Genomic DNA, 18354 nt, shown 5'->3' on the forward strand with positions numbered 1-18354 from the left:
TCTCCGCGGAAAAGGTGTCTGACACGATTTTCGCCGAAAAGGTGTCAGACACCATTTTCGCGGCGCTCGGCGAGGGGCACGTAGGCGCGCTCGGTGGGGCCGACGTAGATTTGCCGCGGGCGATCGATGCGGGAATCGCCGATCCGCACCTCGCGCCAGTGCGCGATCCAGCCGGGCAGGCGGCCGATCGCGAAGACCACGGTGAACATGTTCGTCGGGATGCCGATCGCCCGCATGATGATGCCGCTGTAGTAATCGACGTTCGGGTAGAGCTTGCGCTCGATGAAGTAGGGATCGTTGAGCGCGATCTCCTCGAGCCGCACCGCGAGGTCGAGCAGCCGATCGTGCACGCCGAGCTTGTCGAGCAGCGCGTCGCAGGCGGCCTTGATGATCTTCGCGCGCGGGTCGAAGTTCTTGTACACCCGATGGCCGAAGCCCATGAGCCGGACGCCGTCGTCCCGCCGCTTCACGCGCTCGACGAACTTCTCGAGCTGCTCGCCGCTCTCCTGAAGCCGGAGCAGCATCTCGATCACGGCGACGTTCGCGCCGCCGTGGAGCGGCCCCCAGAGCGCGCAGACGCCGGCGGCCACCGACGCGTACAAGTTCGCCTGGGACGAGCCGACCATGCGCACGGTGGACGTCGAGCAGTTCTGCTCGTGGTCGGCGTGCAGCAGCAGGAGGCGGTCGAGCGCGTCCACGACGACGTCTTCGGGCTCGTAGAGCTTGTGGGGGTTCGAGAACAACATGTGCAGGAAGTTGGCCGTGTAGCGCAGGTCCGGCCTCGGGTAGTTCATCGGCTTGCCGATCGACTTGCGGTAGCTCGCCGCCGCGATCGTCCGGACCTTGCTCATCAACCGGGCCGCCGGCTCCATGAAATGGTCGTTGTCCTCCGCCTGCATGAACACTGGCTGAAAGCACCCGACCGCGTTGATCATGGCCGACAGGATCGCCATCGGAGGCGAATTCGGCGGAAAGCCGTCGAAGTGATGGCGCATGTCCTCGTGGATCAGCTCGTGCTCGACGAGGAGCGCGCGGAAGTCGGCGAGCTGCGCGGCCGATGGCAGCTCGCCGAATATCAGGAGATAGGCCGTCTCGACGAACGAGGACCGCACCGCGAGCTCCTCGATCGGATAGCCGCGGTAGCGGAGGATGCCGCGGTCGCCATCGATGAACGTGATCGCGCTTCGGCAGGCGCCGGTGTTCGCATAGCCGCTGTCGAGCGTGACGAGGCCCGAGCGTGCTCTGAGCTGCGTGATGTCGACGGCGGTTTCCTGCTCGGTGCCGACGACCAGCGGCAGCTCGAGGCTCTTGCCGTCGTAGGTCAGGGTGGCGGTCTTGGTCATTGAGGGATCTCCAGTCGGTGAAAACATTCTACGCTGGGCGCTCACCGACCGGCGTCGCAATTACGCGGCGAATGCAATGCTCGTCGATGCCCGATCTTGGGCGCCTCGCGAAGAAGACCGCACTTTCTCGGAGGCGTTCACGGCGTCGATAGAAATCGCAAAAAAAACGCTTGCATTCCTATCGCGGCGATCTATATTTACGCCGTTTTTTCGGAGGCAGGTGGTCTGCCTCGCCGGGCGCAACGGCAGCGACCCGGTGAACCGCACCCAAAGGGCCGCCCGGCCCGGGACACGGACGCAGTGAACAAGCTGCTGTCTCTGGAGGAGGAGCCTCCTAGTTCGGCGCTTGCCGAACGTAAAGCCCTCGAACAGTCCGCCATCTCCCCGACCACCGCCACGAAGCAAGCGCCTCGCCTGCTCGCGGTGCCGCGTCCGCGCTCGACCGTCAGCGCGGCGAGCAACGCGTTCCGCAAGCGCTTCTTCCCGGCGGTCAAGAACGCGGAATGGAACGACTGGCGCTGGCAGAACCGCAACCGGATTCGCAGCCTCGATCAGCTCGAGCGCTTCATCCGCGTCACGGAGGACGAACGCGAAGCCATCCGGCGCCATCGCGGGCCGCTCCCGATCGGGCTCACGCCTTACTACATGAGCCTGATCGACCCGGAGGATCCGAGCCAGCCGCTCCGGCGCACCGTGATCCCGACGCTCGGCGAGTTCGAGGCCACGCCCGGCGAGGAGGACGATCCGCTCGGCGAGGACGGCACCAGCCCCGTTCCCGGCCTCGTGCACCGCTACCCGGACCGCGTGCTGCTGCTCGTCACGAACTTCTGCTCGGTGTACTGCCGCTACTGCACGCGAGCGCGGCTGGTCGGCGCGGGCGGCGAGCGCGCGCTGAAGAAGGCGGACATCGACCGCGCGATCGAATACATCCGTGCGACGCCGGCCGTGCGCGACGTGCTGATCTCGGGCGGTGACCCGTTGAGCCTGGACGAGGAACGGCTCGAGTACGTCGTCTCCGCGCTGCGCGCCATTCCGCATGTCGAGTTCATCCGGATCGGCACGAAGCAGCCCGTGGTGCAGCCGATGCGCGTGACCACGGCGCTCACGCGCATGCTGCGGCGCTACCATCCCCTGTGGATGAGCCTGCACTTCACGCACCCGGCGGAGCTCACTCCGGAGGTCGCCGAAGCCTGCGGACGTCTTGCGGACGCCGGCATCCCGCTCGGCAGCCAGACCGTGCTGCTGAAGGGCATCAACGACGACCTCGATACGCTGAAGGCCCTGTTTCACGGCCTCTTGAAGATCCGCGTGCGCCCCTACTACCTCTACCAGTGCGACCCGATCCGCGGCTCGAGCCATTTCCGCACGACGGTGGATCGCGGCATCGAGCTGATTCAGGGGTTGCGCGGCTTCACGACGGGCTATGCGGTGCCGCACTACGTCGTCGATGCACCCGCGGCCGGCGGCAAGATCGCGTTGCTGCCGGACGCCGTCCTCGGCCGCGACGGCGACGACCTGCTGCTGCGCAACTACAGAGGCGACGTCTGCCGCTACCCCGATCCCGAGGGCAGCCTCGGACGCGCCGCGGCGGCGAACGCCGCGCTCTGAGCGGCGAGGCAGTTCTCGCGCCGCCGCGTAACGCGTTCCCGCGACGGGAGCCATCCATGCTGATCGGCCTCACGTACGACCTCAAAGACGACTACCTCGCCCGCGGATTCTCCGAAGCCGACGTGGCCGAGTTCGACACGCGCGAGACCGTCGACGCGGTCGCAGGCGCGCTCACGGCGCTCGGCCACGAGTGCGTACGGATAGGCGGAGTGCGCGCGCTCGCCGAGCGTCTCGTCGCCGGCGAGCGGTGGGACCTCGTCTTCAACATCGCGGAAGGCGTCGAGGGTTTCGGCCGCGAGTCGCAGGTTCCGGCGCTGCTCGAGGCCTTCGGCGTGCCGTACACGTTCTCCGACCCGCTCGTCTGCGCGCTCACGCTGCATAAAGCGATGGCGAAGCACGTGGCGCGCGGATGCGGAGTGCCGACGCCCGACTTCGCCGTCGTCGCGAGCCCTGCCGACATCGATGCCGTGCTCTTGCCCCTGCCGCTCTTCGTCAAGCCCGTGGCCGAGGGGACGAGCAAGGGCATCACGGCGGCATCACTCGTGCGCTCGCGCGATGCGCTCGCGAAGATTTGCCTCGAGCTGCTGCGCGCCCATCGGCAGCCCGTGCTCGTCGAGCGCTATCTTCCGGGGCGTGAATTCACCGTTGGCGTCCTCGGCACCGGCGACGAAGCGCGGCCGATCGCCGTGCTCGAAGTGAGCCTGCGCGACGGTGCGGACGAAGGCGTCTACTCGTACCGCAACAAAGCGCAGTGGCGGGAGCTCGTGGAGTACCGGCTGCTCGAGGCAGGCGCGCTGCGTGACGGCGTCGAGCGCGTGGCGCTCGCCGCGTGGCGCGCTCTCGGCGCTCGCGACGCGGGCCGCGTGGACGTGCGCCTCGACGACGACGACGCCCCGCAGATGATCGAGGTGAATCCGCTCGCCGGCTTGACTCCCGGCCATTCCGACTTGCCGATCATGGCCGAGCTCGCGGGCATCGACTACCGCAGCCTGATCGGAGCGATCGTCGCCTGCGCGTGCGAGCGGTTGTCGGCCCGCGCCGAGCACGCGGATGCCGCCTAGCCGAGCGCCTGCCGGAAGCCTGCCTGCGACGCCCTCCCGCCCGTCGATCGTCGTGCTGCACGACGAAGCCGCGGCCGACGGACGCGCCGACGCGCACGACGTGCTGCACGAAGCCGCCCACGTCGCCCGCGCGCTCGAGACGTTGGGATACGTGGCGGCGATCGAGCCGGTCGGCCTCGATCTCGGCGGCGTCGAGCGGGCGCTCGCCCGCCACGCGCCGGTCGCGGCCGTCAACCTCGTCGAGTCGCTCGGCGGCCGCGCGGCATTGATTCACGTCGTGCCGGCATTGCTCGAGTCGCTCGGCCTGCCGTTCACCGGCTGCTCCGCGGCCGCGCAGCTCCTGACGTCGAACAAGCGGCTCGCGAAGCGTCGGCTCGCCGAGGCGGGCATCGCGACGCCCGAGACGTGGCGGCCGGGCGCGCGGGGCGGCCCGTGGATCGTGAAATCCGTCTGGGAGCACGGCTCGCTCGGGCTCGGCGACGATTCGGTCGTCCGCGACGCCGAAGGCGTGCCCGCGGCGATCGAGCGGCGGCGCGCGGAGTGGGGCGGCGACTGGTTCGCCGAGCGCTTCGTCGCCGGCCGCGAGCTCAACGTCGCGCTGATCGCGGCGCCGGACGGCCCGAAGCCCCTGCCGGTCGCCGAGATTCGCTTCGACGCGTTTCCCGAAGACAAGCCGCGGATCGTCGGCTACGCCGCGAAGTGGGAGGCCGAAAGCTTCGAGTGCCGCGCGACCCCGCGCACGTTCGGCGTGGAGCGATCGCTCGCGGAGCGGGTGACGCGGCTCGCGCTTCGATGCTGGGATCTCTTCGGCCTCGAAGGGTATGCGCGCGTGGACTTCCGAGTGACCGCGAGCGGCGAGCCGTTCGTTCTCGAGGTCAACGCGAACCCGTGCTTGTCGCCGGACGCGGGGTTCGCCGCGGCGCTCGCGGCGGCCGCCATCCCCTTCTCAGAGGCCGTCCATTGGCTCGTCGACGACGCGTTTCGCCGCCGGCTTCGACCGGCCGGGAGCGCGTAGGTGTTCAGCATCCGCCGGATCTACGACGCGACGACCGCCGCGAACCGCGAGCGCCTGGCGCAGGTGCAGGCGATCCTGCGCGCGCAGTTCCCGCAGCTCGGCGAGGCGCAGATTGCGAAGCTGCCGGATCAGCTCACGAACCCGCTGAAGTACCGTTTCCGCGCCGTGGTGCTCGTCGCCGAGGATGGGCGCCACGGCGTGCGCGGCTTTGCGCTGATGCTGCATGCGCCCGACCTCGCGTTCTGCTACCTCGACTTTCTCTCCGCCGGGCGAGGCCAGACGGGGCACGGCGTCGGCGGCGCGCTGTACCAGCGCGTGCGCGAGGATGCGGCCGCGCTCGGGGCCGTCGGGCTCTTCTTCGAATGCCTGCCGGACGACCCGGCGCTTTCGCCCGATCCCGGGATTCGCGCGCAGAACGCGGCCCGGCTCCGCTTCTACGAACGCTACGGCGCGCGGCCGATCGCGAACAACGCCTACGCGACGCCGCTCCGCCCGGACGACCACGATCCGCCGTACCTCGTGCTCGATCCGCTCGGCCGCGACGTGCTTCCCGGCCGCGATCACGTGCGCGCGATCGTGCGTGCGATCCTCGAGCGCAAGTACGGGGACCGCTGCTCCCCGGACTACGTGGAGCGCGTCGTAGCGTCGTTCGTGGACGATCCGGTGAAGCTGCGCGAGCCCCGGTTTCGGCCCACGCGGCCGCCGCCCGGCGCCCGGCGGCCGGGCAAGCAGCCGATCGCGCTCGTCGTCAACGACCGGCACGAGATCCACCATGTGCGCGAGCGAGGGTACGTGGAGGCGCCGGTGCGCATCTCGTCGATCCTCGAGGAGCTGAGCCGGACGCGCCTCTTCGAGACCGCGACGCTCGAGCGCTTCCCGGCAAGGCACATCGAGGCCGTGCACGACAAGAGCTTCGTGCGCTATCTGAAGAGCGCGGCCGAGAGCGTGCCCGAGGGAAAGTCCGTGTATCCGTACGTGTTCCCGATCCGCAACCGCGCGCGCCCTCCGCAGTCGTTGCCGCTGCGGGCGGGGTATTACTGCATCGACACGTTCACGCCGCTCAACGCGAACGCCTATCGCGCCGCGGTCCGCGCGGTCGACTGCGCGCTCACCGCCGCGCAGCTGATTCTGGACGGCCGGCGTCTTGCGTACGCGCTCGTGCGCCCGCCCGGTCACCACGCGGAGCGGGCGAGCTTCGGCGGCTTCTGCTACTTCAACTCGGCCGCGGTCGCGGCCCATTTTCTGAGCGGCAACGGCCGGGTCGCGATTCTCGACGTCGATTATCATCACGGTAACGGCACGCAGGACATCTTCTACGACCGGGACGACGTGCTGACCATTTCGATCCACGGCCATCCCCGCTTCACGTATCCGTACTTCTCGGGCTACGAGGACGAGACCGGGGAAGGCGCGGGGCGGGGCTTCAACGTGAACTTGCCGCTGCCCGAGTCGATCGGCGCGGAGCACTACCGGCCGGCGCTAGAGCGCGCACTTGCGCGGATCCGCAAGTTCGCGCCCGCGTTTCTCGTCTTGTCGCTCGGCCTCGACATCGTGCGCGGCGACCCCACCGGCTCCTGGCTGCTCGGTGCGAAGGACCTGAAGGAAAACGGGAGGCTGATCGGCCGGCTCGGGCTGCCGACGCTCGTCGTGCAGGAAGGCGGCTACCGGACGCGAACGCTCGGCGTCAATGCCCGCAATTTCTTCGACGGTCTATGGCAAGGCGCGCATTGACCGCAGGACTGGACGCGGCCGCCCGGGCTGCCGCGCTTCGCTCGTCCCCCGGCATTCGCTTGCGGAGATCGCCGCGCCGCACGGACGTCGCCGCCGTGCGCGCGCTCGCGCGCAAGACCGGCGTCTTCACGGACGCGGAGCAGGCGGTCGCGGCCGAGCTCGTCTCCGAGCGGCTGCGCGCGGGCCGCAAGAGCGGCTACTTCTTCGCGTTCGCCGATCTCGATGGGGCGCCGGTCGGGTACGCGGCATGGGGGCCGGTGCCGATGACGGCGGCAAGCTATGACCTCTACTGGATCGTCGTCGACCCGGCCGTCCAGCGTCTCGGGCTCGGCCGCCGGCTGCTCGAGCTGGCCGAAGCCGCGGTGCGCGAACGCGGCGGACGGCGTCTCTACGTCGAGACGTCGTCGCGCGAGAGTTACGCGCGTACGCGCAGGTTTTACCGTCGCGCCGGGTACCGCCGCGCCGCCGTGTTTCCGGACTTCTACGCGGACGGCGATCACAAGTTCGTCCTGTGCAAGCACCTCGATCGAGAGGCTTTTTAAGCTATTGTCTGAGAACGCATTATCTTTCTTGACACCGCCCCGGAACCGCCCGATAGTGGCGCCGCTCGACGGATCATCGCGAAGCGGCCGGCCGGCCTTCGGTGTCGTGTCGGTTGTACCTCCCGGCGCGAAAACCACCTCGGCCGATCCGCTGTCTAAGGCGACGGAATCCTTCGTGCATTGGATGGCGTCAAGGAGCGTTAGATGCGTAAGTCCAAGTCGGGAGCCGGTGACGAGTTCAACGATCTTCCGTTTTTCACGGGCGACGACGATGGCGACCTCGAGGACTTCTATCTCGATCAGGAGGGTTTGGATCCCGAGACGCAAGCCTCTCGCCGCCGTTTGCCCGCGCGACAGCGGGTGGAGCTGCGGAACGAGCAACGAACGTTGCGCGAGCAGCTGTCCGATTGGGACGACTACGACAACGAGGATTTCGAGGATTTCGATACGCGGCTCTGACGCTCGCGCGCTTCCCCCGTGGACCTTCCGCAGGCGTCGTCAGGACGGCGCCGCAAGGCGCTCGTCCGGCGCCGCTCGGCGCGCGGCGTGACGAAGGCGCCTGACGGGCCGCGCCGGCGGCCGGCCGCGCGGCCGCTGACCGAGCCCGGTCTCGGCCTGATCGTCGATCCGCAGCCGGACGACGTCACGTGCGGCCCGGCGTGCCTGCACGGCGTCTATCGTTACTACGGCGATGCGATCAGCCTCGCCGAGATCTCGGCCGACGTGCGGATGCTCGACGCCGGCGGCACGCTCGACGTGTTCCTCGCGAACCATGCTCTGTCTCGCGGCTACCGCGTCACGCTCTACACTTACAACCTCCGTCTCTTCGATCCGACGTGGTTCACGCTGAAGCCGGCCGCCGTGCGCGAGAAGCTGCGTGCGCAGGCCGAGGCGAAGCACGATCCGAAGCTGCAGCTCGCGACTCGCGGCTACGACGAGTTTCTCGATCGCGGCGGACGGCTGCGGTTGCGCGACCTCGAGCCCAGGCTGTTGCGCCGTCTACTGAAGCGTGGTATCCCGCTGATCACGGGATTGAGCGCCACCTATCTGTACCGCTCCATCCGAGACTTGCCGGAGACGAACGAGGATGACGACGTCCGGGGCGAGCCGGTCGGGCATTTCGTCGTGCTGACGGGCTATCGCCCGGAGACGCGGGAGGTGCTCGTCGCCGATCCTTACCCGAGCAATCCGTTCGCGCGTGCCGGCTACTACGCCGTGCGCATCCATCGCCTGATCAACGCCGTGCTGCTCGGCATCATGACCTACGACGCCAATCTGCTCGTCATCGAGCCGAAGCCCGGGTCCGCGCGTACGCCGGAATAATGACGGCTCTGATCATCGTCGACGATCCGGCGGAGTGGCCGCTCGCGATCCGCTCGGCCGAGGTGGTGGCCGCGGACGACTACCTTCGCGATCCGCGATTCAGCGAGCGGCGTCGCCTGCGCGTCTTCAACCTCTGCGATTCGTACCGCTACCAGAGCGTCGGCTACTACGTCTCGCTGCTCGCGACGGCGCGGCGGCACCGTGCGATGCCGAGCGTGACGACGATTCAGGACATGAAGTCGCGCTCTCTGATCCGCCCGGCGGACGATCTGGAGGAGCTGATTCAGCGCTCGCTGCACGACATCGTCTCGAAGCGCTTCGAGCTCAGCATCTACTTCGGCCGCAACCTGGCGGAGCGGCATTCGCGCCTCAGCCGCGCGCTGTTCAATCTGTTCCCGGTGCCGCTGATGCGGGCGACGTTCGTAAAAGGCACCCGCTGGCGGCTCGCGAGCCTCACCCCGATCCCGGTAGGCGATATTCCGGCCACGCACCGCGAGTTCGTGCACCATGTGATCGAGGAGCACTTCGCGCGGCGCGGCCCGGCCGGCCGGGCCGGCCGAGGCGTGCAGTACGAGCACGACCTCGCGATTCTCGTGAACGAGGACGAGCGCTCGCCGCCGTCGAACCGTGAAGCGCTGAAGCGGATCGAGCGCGCGGCCCGCGCGAACGGCTTCGACGTCGCCTTCCTCTCGCGCGACGACTACGGCCGGCTCGCCGAGTTCGACGCGCTCTTCATTCGCGAGACGACGAACGTGAATCACCACACGTATCGGTTTGCGAGCCGGGCGCGGGGCGAGGGCCTCGTCGTGATCGACGACCCGGAGTCGATCATCCGCTGCGGCAACAAGGTCTATCTCTTCGAGCTCGCGAGGCGGCTCAATCTCCCGATTCCGCCGACGATGGTCGTCGGCAGCCCGAAGCCCGATGACGTGATCGCCGAGCTCGGCCTGCCGTGCGTGCTGAAGCAGCCGGACAGCGCGTTCTCGGAAGGGGTGTTCCGCGCGGAAACGCGCGAGCAGCTGGCCGCGGGTCTCCAGAAGCTGCTGTCGCGCAGCGACCTCGTGGTCGTGCAGTCCTTCGTGCCGACGGAGTTCGATTGGCGCATCGGCGTGCTCGACCGCAAGCCGCTCTACGCGTGCCGCTACTACATGGCGCGCGGCCACTGGCAGATCTACCACCACGGGGCGAAGCGCTCGAAGGAGGGCGACTCGGAGACGCTGCCGGTGGAGGAGGTGCCCCGGGAGGTCGTCGACCTCGCCGTCAAGACCGCGAACGCGATCGGCGACGGCCTTTACGGCGTCGACATCAAGAGCGTGAACGGCAGGTGCGTGCTGATCGAGGTCAACGACAACCCGAACCTCGACCACGGCGTGGAGGATCTCGTGCTCGGCGACGAGCTCTATGCGCAGATCATGAAAGTTTTCAAGGCGCGGGTCGATGCCGCCAAGCAACCCCGAAACTCCCAGTAAGCCGCTCGGCCTCTTCGAGGCCTACGGCATCGAGCTCGAGTACATGATCGTGTCGGCGGAGACGCTCGACGTCGAGCCGGCCGCGGACCGGCTGCTCGAGGCCGTCGCCGGCGAGCTCACCGACGAGCACGAGAACGGCGAGATCGCCTGGAACAACGAGCTCGCGCTGCACGTGATCGAGCTGAAGTGCAACGGGCCGCGCCGCTCGCTCGCGGGCCTCGCGGATGCGTTCCAGGCCAACGTGCGGATCGCCGGCGACGCGCTCGAGCGCGACGGTCTGCGCCTGATGCCGACGGCCATGCACCCATGGATGGACCCGGCGGGCGTGCGCCTCTGGCCGCACGGCTCGCGCACGATCTACGAGACGTTCGACCGCATCTTCGGCTGCAAGGGGCACGGCTGGGCGAACCTGCAGAGCGCACATCTGAACCTGCCGTTCGCGAACGACGAGGAGTTCGCCCGGCTGCACGCCTCGATCCGGTTGCTGCTGCCGATCTTGCCTGGGCTCGCGGCGAGCTCGCCGGCGATCGAAGGCGCGCTGACCGGCATCGCGGACAACCGCCTCGTCGCTTATCGCGGCAACTGCGCGAAGATCCCGTCGATCACCGGAGACGTGATCCCGGAGCCGATCTATTCGATCGGCGAGTATCAGGAGCGTCTGCTCGAGCGGCTCTACGCGGACCTCGCCCCGCACGACCCGGACGGCGTGCTGCGCCACGAATGGGTCAACGCGCGGGGCGCGATCGCGCGCTTCGAGCGGATGGCGATCGAGATCCGCGTGCTCGACGTGCAGGAGTGCCCGGCGGTCGACGTCGCGTACGCGGCCGTGATCGCCGCCACGCTGAAGAGCCTGTGCGAGGAGCGCTGGACGGATCTCGCGTCGCTGCAGCGCTGGGAGACGCGCCCGCTCGCGCAGCTCCTCGATCGCGTCACGCGCGACGCCGAGGACGCGGAGATCGGCGACCGCCGCTACCTCGCCGCGCTCGGCCTGCCGCGCGCCGGGGAGCGGCTCGCGAAGGTCTGGGAGCATCTGATCGATACGGCGGCGGCCGACGGCGCGCTCGGCGCCGCGGACGAGCGGGTTCTCGAGCATTACCTCCGCCACGGCACGCTCGCGACGCGCATCCGCCGCGCGCTCGGGACGATCGTGCCGTCGCGTGCCGACCTCGAGCGCGTCTATCGCGACCTCTGCGACGCGCTGGCGGCCGGCCGCCCGTTCGGTCCGTGACCGGCCGCGGGCCGACGCCGGAGGGCGAGCGCACGACGAAAGGCGCGCCGCCGGCGCGCGCCGGCCTCGAGCTGCTCGTGACATGCGAGCACGGCGGGAACCGCGTGCCGGAGGAATACGCGCCGCTCTTCGCCGGGGCAGCGGAGCTGCTCGAGTCGCATCGCGGCTTCGACGCCGGGGCGCTCGACGTCGCGCGTGCGCTCGCGGCACGGCTCGGCGCGCGGCTGATCGCCGCCGAGACCACGCGGCTGCTCGTGGACTTGAACCGGTCACCCCGACATCCCCGGCTCTTCTCGGAGCTCACGCGCGGCCTCCCGCCGGAGCGCAAGCGCACGCTCCTCGCCGATCACTACGCGCCGTACCGGCAAGCGGTCGAGTCGGTCGTCGCAGCGGCGGCCGGCGCGGGCCGCTTCCTGCTGCACGTCTCGTCGCACAGCTTCGTGCCGGTGCTCGACGGCGTCGAACGGAAGGCCGAGATCGGCCTGCTGTTCGACCCCCGCCGCCCGGCCGAGGCGAGCTTCGCCGCCGCGTGGCGGAGCGCGCTGCGCAAGGCGGCGCCCGCGTGGTCGGTCCGCCGCAATTATCCGTATCGCGGCGTCGCCGACGGGCTCACGACGCACCTGCGTCGGCGGTTCGCGGATGCGGCCTATGCGGGCCTCGAGCTCGAGGTCAACCAGCGTCTCGTGACCGACCCCGCGTGGACGGCTCACGTGAAGACGATCGCCGCGGCGCTCGGCAGGGCCGTCGACGAGCTGCGGGCAATGCCTTGCGCCGGCAAGGTCCGATCGCCGAAGATGCCGCGGACACCCCCCATGCGCCGTTCATCCACCCCGAAGGTTCGTTGATGCCCATAGACACTTCCCACACCGAGCTCTCGATCGCCGTCTTCGTGGACTTCGAGAACCTCGCGCTCGGCGCCGAGCAGAGCAACAAGGGCCGGTTCCAGATGGATCCCGTCATGAAGCGGCTGCTCGAGCGCGGCCGCATCGTGTTCAAGCGGGCGTACTCCGACTGGAATCGGTTCCAAAAGTTCATGCGCGAGTTCCACATGCTCGGCTTCGAGATGATCGACATCCCCCATTCCTCGGCGAGCGGCAAGAACAGCGCCGACATCCGGATGGTGGTCGACGCCATCGACCTCTGCTACTCGAAGTCGCACATCGACACGTTCGCGCTGCTCACCGGCGACAGCGATTTCTCGCCGCTCGTGTCGAAGCTCAAGGAGAACGACAAGCGTGTGATCGGTTGCGGGGTCCGCAGCTCGACGTCGGACCTTCTCGCGTCCAGCTGCGACGAGTTCATCTACTACGACAACCTGATCGCCGAGCACAAGCGCCCGCGCCGCCGCAGCGCGAAGGAAGTCTCGGAGAAGCAGCGCGAAGCGTTCGAGCGGCTCACGACGACGGTCGCCTCTCTCGAGGAGGAGTACGACCCGGTTTGGGGCTCGGTCGTGAAGAAGGCGCTGAAGCGCGTGTATCCCGACTTCGCCGAGAGCTACTACGGCTACCGCAGCTTCTCGGACCTCCTCGCCCACGCCCAGCGCGAAGGCCTGATCGAGCTCGAGGAAGGCGAAGGCGGCAACTGCAAGATCCGCACCGTCGCGACCTGAAGACACCTTTCTCCGAGAAATCGTGTCTGACACCATTTCCGGGACTGAGAAATGGTGTCAGACACCTTTTCCGCAAAAATCGTGTCTGACATCTTTTCCCGGACACCTTTTTCCGAGGCGGAAAGTCCGTGCGCTGCGTCGCAGAATCCGGACGCGCGCGCCGGCATACTTCGCTTCGGCCAGGGACGGCCTCTCCAGTCCTCGGAAGCGACGGCAATGCCTCAGGGTTCGATGGTGATGAAGGACGGAGTGCGGGTGATCCAGGGCACGCCGACCTCGCCGCTGAAAGGCCCGGCCCTTTTCCTTCGTCTCTGGCGCGTCGCCCCTCCCGGTGAGAAGCCCCGCACGCTCGCGTCGTTGGCGATGGCCCGGCCCGCTCGGACGGGCTACATCGTGAAGGATCTGATCGCGGACATGGAGCTCGGCCCGAAGGAGGCGCTCGACAAGGCGGTCGCGATCGCGAAGCGGGGCGACGTGAGCGAGGTCTACGTGAACGCCGACCTGTCGAAGCTGCCGAAGGGTCCTATCGCCGCAACGGGTTGACGCGGCGGACGAGCAGCTCCTCGCCGCCCGACGAAAGCTCCTTCCAGAGCCGTTCCGGCTCGGCCGAGAAGATCCGGTCCGCGCTGCCGTTCACCACGGTCCAGCGCCCGTCCGCGATCTCGCGCTCGAGCTGCCCGGCGAGCCATTCCGCGTGCCCGGCATAGAGCCGCAGGCGGCCGGGGCCGGCCGCGGGCGCGAGCTGCGAAAGCGCCTGCAGGTCGCCGCTTGCGTAGACGCCGTCGAGAATCGGCGTGGCCTCGAGCGTCTCGAGGGAGGGATCGCGCACGAGAAAGATCATCTGCGTCGGCGCGATCGGCCCGCCGCGATAGACGGTGCCGTAGCCTTCGACGTCGCCGAGCTCCGGCTCCACTTGCTGCGGCGTGACCCACGTCGGCCGGTTGATCGCGATGCCGAGAGCGCCGTTCTCGTCGTAGTGCAGCAGCAGCATGACGGTCTCGGCCCAGCTCGGGTCGCCGATCTCCGGCGTCGCGACGAGCAGCTTGCCTTGAGCGGGCTCGATCTGCGCCGCGGCCGTGCCGGCGAACGCCGCCGCCGCGACCGCCAGCGCGCCCGCGAGAACGCGTGCCGCCCGGCGCCGGGGCTTGCGCCGCCGGCCGGTTGCCGCGTGCCGTTCCTTTCCGTTCATGGCGTCATGATACAGGCTCGGCGCGCCTTGTGCCGCGACGGGCGCGGAGTATGATGGCGCCCCTTCGCGCGCGCCCGCCGCGCGAGAATACGTTCGCCGCGCCCGCGGCGACCGCCATCGGACGGAGCCGACGTTGAATTCGCACCCAGATTCGAACGCTGCCGACGCGCGCTACCGAATGCCGGCCGAATGGGCCCCGCACGCGGCCACGTGGCTGTCGTGGCCGCACAACCGCGACACTTGGCCCGGCTGCTTCGACCGTGTGGAGCCGGCGATGGCCCAGGCGGCCGCGGCGCTCGCGGAGACCGAGCTCGTATACATCAATGTGCTCGACGCCGAGCACGAGGCGCACGTCCGACGTCTGCTCGCGCCGCTTGCACCGCCGGACCGCGTCCGCTTCTTCCGCATCCCGACGAACGACGCATGGGTGCGCGATCACGGCCCCATCTTCGTCACGCGGCCCGGCCGCGTTCCGCTGCTCGCGCTCGACTTCGACTACAACGCGTGGGGCGGAAAGTATCCGCCGTACGATCTCGACCGCGCCGCGGCGCAGCGTATGGCCGAGGCGCTCGGCGTGCCGCGCTCCGCGCGGAACGTCGTGCTCGAGGGCGGCTCGATCGACGTGAACGGCGCCGGGGCGCTGCTGACGACGGAGCAGTGCCTGCTGAACCCGAACCGTAATCCGACACTCGGCCGCGGCGACATCGAGCGCGTATTGAAGGAAGCCTTCGGCGTCGAGCAGATCGTCTGGCTCGGCGACGGCATCGTCGGCGACGATACGGACGGCCACATTGACGACTTGACCCGCTTCGTCGCGGAGCGCCGGGTCGTGACGGCGGTCGAGCCGAACCGCCGCGATCCGAACCATGCGCCGCTCGCCGCGAACCTCGAGCGGCTCGCCGCCGTCGAGATCGGCGGCCGTCCGCTCGAGGTCGTCGAGCTGCCGATGCCCGAGCCCCAATTCAACGCCGGGGAGCGGCTGCCGGCGAGCTACGCGAACTTCTACGTCGCGAACGGGCTCGTGCTGCTGCCAGTCTTCGCGTGCCCGCAGGACGAGACCGCGCGCGATGTGATCGCCGGCTGTTTCCCGGACCGGCGCGTGGTGCCGATCGATTGCCGCGCGCTCGTCGCCGGCCTCGGCGCGCTGCATTGCCTGACTCAGCAGGTCCCCGCCGTTTCCTCGCCGCCCCGCGCTATTGTCGCAGGTCCGCCGATTCCCTAACCTTGTTGGATTTCCCTCACGAGCCCTCGCCTGGAGATCACGCCATGGGCGCCATTTCCGCTTTTATTGAGCACCACTACCGCCACTTCAACAGCGCGGCGCTCGTGGACGCGGCCCGCGCCTACGCCCGGCACATCGACTCGGGCGGCAAGATGCTCGTGACGTTGGCCGGCGCGATGAGCACGGCGGAGCTCGGCTTGTCGCTCGCTGAGATGATTCGCCGCGGCAAGATCCACGGCATCTCGTGCACGGGAGCGAATCTCGAGGAGGATCTTTTCAATCTCGTCGCTCACGACCATTACGTCCGGATCCCGCACTACCGTCACCTCTCGCCGGAGCAGGAGGAAGCGCTGCTCGAGCAGAATCTGAACCGTGTGACGGACACGTGCATTCCCGAGCACGAGGCCATGCGCCGCATCGAGAAGGTGATGCTGCGGCGCTGGCAGGCGGCCGATGCCGCGGGCGAGCGGTATCTGCCCCACGAATTCATGTACGCGGCGCTGCGCGCGGGCGAGCTCGAGCCGTTCTATCAGATCGACCCGGCGGACAGCTGGCTGGTGGCCGCGTGCGAGGCGGAGCTTCCGCTGTTCGTGCCCGGTTGGGAGGATTCGACCCTCGGCAACATGTACGCGGCCCACTGCATCGCGGGTCACGTCGAGAACGTCGGGACCATACGTTCGGGAATCGAGTACATGATCAGGCTCGCGGAGTGGTATCAGGCGGTCGCGTGGGACACGCCGATCGGCTTCTTCCAGATCGGAGGAGGCATCGCCGGCGACTTTCCGATCTGCGTGGTGCCGATGCTCGAGCAGGATCTGCAGATGGACGACGTGCCGAAGTGGGGCTATTTCTGCCAGATCAGCGACTCCACGACGAGCTACGGCTCCTATTCGGGCGCCGTGCCGAACGAGAAGATCACGTGGGGCAAGCTCTCTGCCGACACGCCGAAGTTCATCATCGAGTCCGACGCGACGATCGTCGCGCCGTTGATCTTCGCCTACGTTCTCGGGGAGTAGGGCCGATGGCATCCCGTCCCGAAGCGGCGCCTTTGCAGGCCGAGCCCGGCTGGTCGATCGACGATACGGCGGACCTCTATCGGATCACGAGCTGGGGGGAGCCGTACTTCTTCATCAACGAGCACGGCCACGTCGCCGTGCGGGCGCTCGACGCGGCGTCGACCACGATGGACGTCGTCGCGATCGTCGCCGAGCTGCGCCGCCGCGGCGTGAAGTTCCCGATCCTGATCCGGTTCCAGGACGTGCTGCGCGCGCAGGTGAAGCGCATCAACGAGGCGTTCCGCGAGGCGATCGCCGAGTCCGGCTACCAGAACGAGTACCGGGGCATCTACCCGATCAAGGTGAACCAGCTGCACGAGGTCGTCGACGAGCTGCTGGACGCCGGCAGGCCCTACGGGATGGGGCTCGAGTGCGGATCGAAAGCGGAGCTTCTCGCCACGCTGCCGCACGTCGACAACGACACGCTCCTCGTCTGCAACGGCGTCAAGGACCGGACGATGCTTTCCCTGATGATCAACGGCCAGCGCCTCGGCCAGAACGTCGTGCCGGTGATCGAGAAGTACTCGGAGTTCACGGACCTTATGGATCTCGGGGCGAGCAAGGGTTTCCCGCCGAAGCTCGGAGTGCGCGTGAGGCTGTTGACGCGCGGCTCGGGCCGCTGGTCGGAGTCGTCCGGTGCGAACTCGAAGTTCGGCTTGACGATTACCGAGCTCGTGCGCCTCGTCGGCGAGCTCGAGGCGAGCGGGCTCACCGACAGGCTCGTGCTCCTGCACTGCCACATCGGCAGTCAGATCGCCGACATTCAGGTGCTGAAGCAGGCAACGAAGGAGGTCACGCAGATTTACGCGGCGCTGATCCGCCGCGGCATCGATCTCAAGTACCTCGACGTGGGCGGCGGCCTCGGCGTGAACTACGACAAGGGGCACTACGAGGAGGATGCAGGCATCAACTACAGCCTGCAGGAGTACGCGAACGCGGTCGTCTTCACCGTGAAGGAGGTCTGCGACGCGAACGAGGTGCCGATGCCGATCCTCGTCACCGAAAGCGGGCGCGCTCTCACGGCGCACCACTCGATGCTGATCGTTCCGGTGATCGGCGCGCAGGCGAAGGACGACTCCTCGCAGCAGCTCACCGTGCCGGACGACGTCGAGGAGTCGGTGCAGGCTCTCGCGCGGATTCTGGATGACCTTCCCGAGATCAGGAAGCCGGGCGAGCTGCTCGAGGCGTTCCACGACGCGAAGGAGCGTCTGGACGAGGTCGGGACGCTGTTCACGCTCGGCTACCTTTCGCTCGAGCAGCGCGCGCTCGCCGAGGCGCTCTACTGGCGCGTCTGCAACCGGCTGCTGAAGGCCGCGAAGCAGGACGAGGAGCTCGAGGCGGCGCCGGAGATCGCCGAGCTCGAGGCGGCGCTCACGGATCTTTATCTTTGCAACTTTTCCGTCTTCCAGTCGATGCTCGACCATTGGGCGATCGGCCAGCCGTTCCCGATCATGCCGATCGACCGTCTGGACGAGGAGCCGAAGCGGCGCGGCCTGCTCGTCGATCTCACCTGCGACTCGGACGGCAAGGTGAGCCACTACGTGTCGAGCTATCCCGACAACCGCTTCCTGCCGTTGCACAAGCTGAACCCCGGGCAGCCGTACTATCTCGGCTTCTTTTTGATGGGCGCATACGAGGACATCGTCGGCGACGCCCACAACCTCTTCGGTCGCGTGGCCGAGGCGCACGTGTATGCGGACGCCGAGGAGCCGGGCAGCTTCTGGATCGAGAAGATCATCCCGGGCACGGCGATCCAGGACATGCTGGCTCAGGTGCAGTATTTCCCGAACGACCTGCACCGCAGGATGAGCGAGCTCGTGCGCGCGAAGATCCAGGCGGGCGTCGTGCGTCCGACGCAGGGCATGGAGATCCTCGATCAGTACATGGCGACGTTCGCGGCGAACACGTACTGCGACTCGCGCGACATGGGCAGGGAGGAGCACCGCGTATGAGCGCCGC

General features: G+C 68.3%; 17 protein-coding genes. 15 read left to right on the forward strand and 2 right to left on the reverse strand.

Translation table 11 applies throughout. From position 1 onward, the window contains the following. Positions 1–44: 44 nt before the first annotated feature. Positions 45–1343 carry a citrate synthase gene (locus VF329_05835; protein HEX7080515.1) on the reverse strand — a complete coding sequence of 433 codons (1299 nt, stop codon included), beginning with the start codon at positions 1341–1343 and terminating at the stop codon, positions 45–47. A gap of 300 nt (positions 1344–1643) precedes the next feature. On the opposite strand from VF329_05835, the gene VF329_05840 reads away from it, so the two are divergent. The 12 genes from VF329_05840 to VF329_05895 all read left to right on the forward strand — a co-directional run bounded on the left by VF329_05840 (position 1644) and on the right by VF329_05895 (position 13472). Then, the gene (locus VF329_05840) at positions 1644–2951 is read left to right on the forward strand and encodes a KamA family radical SAM protein (protein HEX7080516.1); all 1308 of its coding nucleotides are present in this window, start codon (positions 1644–1646) and stop codon (positions 2949–2951) included. 56 nt (positions 2952–3007) lie between these two features. Beyond that, positions 3008–4012, forward strand: coding sequence for a D-alanine--D-alanine ligase (locus tag VF329_05845; GenBank protein ID HEX7080517.1), 1005 nt, complete (start codon positions 3008–3010; stop codon positions 4010–4012). Then, entirely contained in the window at positions 4002–5027 is a 1026-nt protein-coding gene (locus tag VF329_05850) for an ATP-grasp domain-containing protein (protein HEX7080518.1), read from the forward strand. Before VF329_05845 ends, VF329_05850 begins: the two co-directional genes overlap by 11 nt. Continuing rightward, positions 5028–6758, forward strand: coding sequence for an acetylpolyamine amidohydrolase (locus VF329_05855; GenBank protein HEX7080519.1), 1731 nt, complete (start codon positions 5028–5030; stop codon positions 6756–6758). Further along, entirely contained in the window at positions 6755–7300 is a 546-nt protein-coding gene (locus VF329_05860) for a GNAT family N-acetyltransferase (GenBank protein ID HEX7080520.1), read from the forward strand. The genes VF329_05855 and VF329_05860 overlap by 4 nt, the downstream gene beginning before the upstream one ends. A 204-nt stretch (positions 7301–7504) precedes the next feature. After that, positions 7505–7759, forward strand: coding sequence for a hypothetical protein (locus tag VF329_05865; GenBank protein HEX7080521.1), 255 nt, complete (start codon positions 7505–7507; stop codon positions 7757–7759). A gap of 87 nt (positions 7760–7846) precedes the next feature. Continuing rightward, the gene (locus VF329_05870; GenBank protein HEX7080522.1) at positions 7847–8623 is read left to right on the forward strand and encodes a C39 family peptidase; all 777 of its coding nucleotides are present in this window, start codon (positions 7847–7849) and stop codon (positions 8621–8623) included. After that, a complete protein-coding gene (locus tag VF329_05875) occupies positions 8623–10092 on the forward strand; it encodes a RimK family protein (protein HEX7080523.1) in 1470 nt (489 codons plus the stop codon). Before VF329_05870 ends, VF329_05875 begins: the two co-directional genes overlap by 1 nt. After that, a complete protein-coding gene (locus VF329_05880; protein HEX7080524.1) occupies positions 10061–11320 on the forward strand; it encodes a glutamate-cysteine ligase family protein in 1260 nt (419 codons plus the stop codon). Before VF329_05875 ends, VF329_05880 begins: the two co-directional genes overlap by 32 nt. Then, positions 11317–12165: an N-formylglutamate amidohydrolase gene (locus VF329_05885; GenBank protein ID HEX7080525.1), complete on the forward strand. Its 849-nt coding sequence runs from the start codon at positions 11317–11319 to the stop codon at positions 12163–12165. The genes VF329_05880 and VF329_05885 overlap by 4 nt, the downstream gene beginning before the upstream one ends. Beyond that, complete coding sequence (locus VF329_05890) at positions 12165–12929, forward strand: NYN domain-containing protein (GenBank protein ID HEX7080526.1); 765 nt, start codon at positions 12165–12167, stop codon at positions 12927–12929. Before VF329_05885 ends, VF329_05890 begins: the two co-directional genes overlap by 1 nt. Positions 12930–13145: 216 nt before the next feature. Next, positions 13146–13472, forward strand: coding sequence for a hypothetical protein (locus VF329_05895; protein HEX7080527.1), 327 nt, complete (start codon positions 13146–13148; stop codon positions 13470–13472). Here the strand turns inward: VF329_05895 and VF329_05900 are convergent. Next, positions 13453–14118: a YqgE/AlgH family protein gene (locus VF329_05900; protein HEX7080528.1), complete on the reverse strand. Its 666-nt coding sequence runs from the start codon at positions 14116–14118 to the stop codon at positions 13453–13455. The two genes, VF329_05895 and VF329_05900, sit on opposite strands and share 20 nt — an antisense overlap. A gap of 178 nt (positions 14119–14296) precedes the next feature. Here VF329_05900 and VF329_05905 point away from each other — a divergent pair, with 178 nt between their 5' ends. The 3 genes from VF329_05905 to speA are packed head-to-tail and all read left to right on the forward strand — an operon-like array spanning position 14297 to position 18347. After that, positions 14297–15340, forward strand: coding sequence for an agmatine deiminase family protein (locus tag VF329_05905; protein ID HEX7080529.1), 1044 nt, complete (start codon positions 14297–14299; stop codon positions 15338–15340). Between the two features lie 44 nt (positions 15341–15384). Next, on the forward strand, positions 15385–16356 hold the full coding sequence (locus VF329_05910; GenBank protein HEX7080530.1) for a deoxyhypusine synthase family protein: 972 nt from the start codon (positions 15385–15387) through the stop codon (positions 16354–16356). 5 nt (positions 16357–16361) lie between these two features. Next, on the forward strand, positions 16362–18347 hold the full coding sequence (gene speA, locus VF329_05915; GenBank protein HEX7080531.1) for a biosynthetic arginine decarboxylase: 1986 nt from the start codon (positions 16362–16364) through the stop codon (positions 18345–18347). Positions 18348–18354: the final 7 nt, after the last annotated feature.

Source organism: Gammaproteobacteria bacterium (assembly GCA_036381015.1).
GTDB lineage: Bacteria > Pseudomonadota > Gammaproteobacteria > Steroidobacterales > Rariloculaceae > ZC4RG20.

Bases quoted from the DNA above. Each gene is read 5' to 3' on its own strand.
- VF329_05835 (HEX7080515.1), bottom strand. From the start codon at position 1,343: ATGACCAAGACCGCCACCCTGACCTACGACGGCAAGAGCCTCGAGCTG.
- VF329_05845 (HEX7080517.1), top strand. From the start codon at position 3,008: ATGCTGATCGGCCTCACGTACGACCTCAAAGACGACTACCTCGCCCGC.
- VF329_05850 (HEX7080518.1), top strand. From the start codon at position 4,002: ATGCCGCCTAGCCGAGCGCCTGCCGGAAGCCTGCCTGCGACGCCCTCC.
- VF329_05865 (HEX7080521.1), top strand. From the start codon at position 7,505: ATGCGTAAGTCCAAGTCGGGAGCCGGTGACGAGTTCAACGATCTTCCG.
- VF329_05875 (HEX7080523.1), top strand. From the start codon at position 8,623: ATGACGGCTCTGATCATCGTCGACGATCCGGCGGAGTGGCCGCTCGCG.
- VF329_05880 (HEX7080524.1), top strand. From the start codon at position 10,061: ATGCCGCCAAGCAACCCCGAAACTCCCAGTAAGCCGCTCGGCCTCTTC.
- VF329_05890 (HEX7080526.1), top strand. From the start codon at position 12,165: ATGCCCATAGACACTTCCCACACCGAGCTCTCGATCGCCGTCTTCGTG.
- VF329_05895 (HEX7080527.1), top strand. From the start codon at position 13,146: ATGCCTCAGGGTTCGATGGTGATGAAGGACGGAGTGCGGGTGATCCAG.
- VF329_05900 (HEX7080528.1), bottom strand. From the start codon at position 14,118: ATGAACGGAAAGGAACGGCACGCGGCAACCGGCCGGCGGCGCAAGCCC.
- VF329_05905 (HEX7080529.1), top strand. From the start codon at position 14,297: ATGCCGGCCGAATGGGCCCCGCACGCGGCCACGTGGCTGTCGTGGCCG.
- VF329_05910 (HEX7080530.1), top strand. From the start codon at position 15,385: ATGGGCGCCATTTCCGCTTTTATTGAGCACCACTACCGCCACTTCAAC.
- speA (HEX7080531.1), top strand. From the start codon at position 16,362: ATGGCATCCCGTCCCGAAGCGGCGCCTTTGCAGGCCGAGCCCGGCTGG.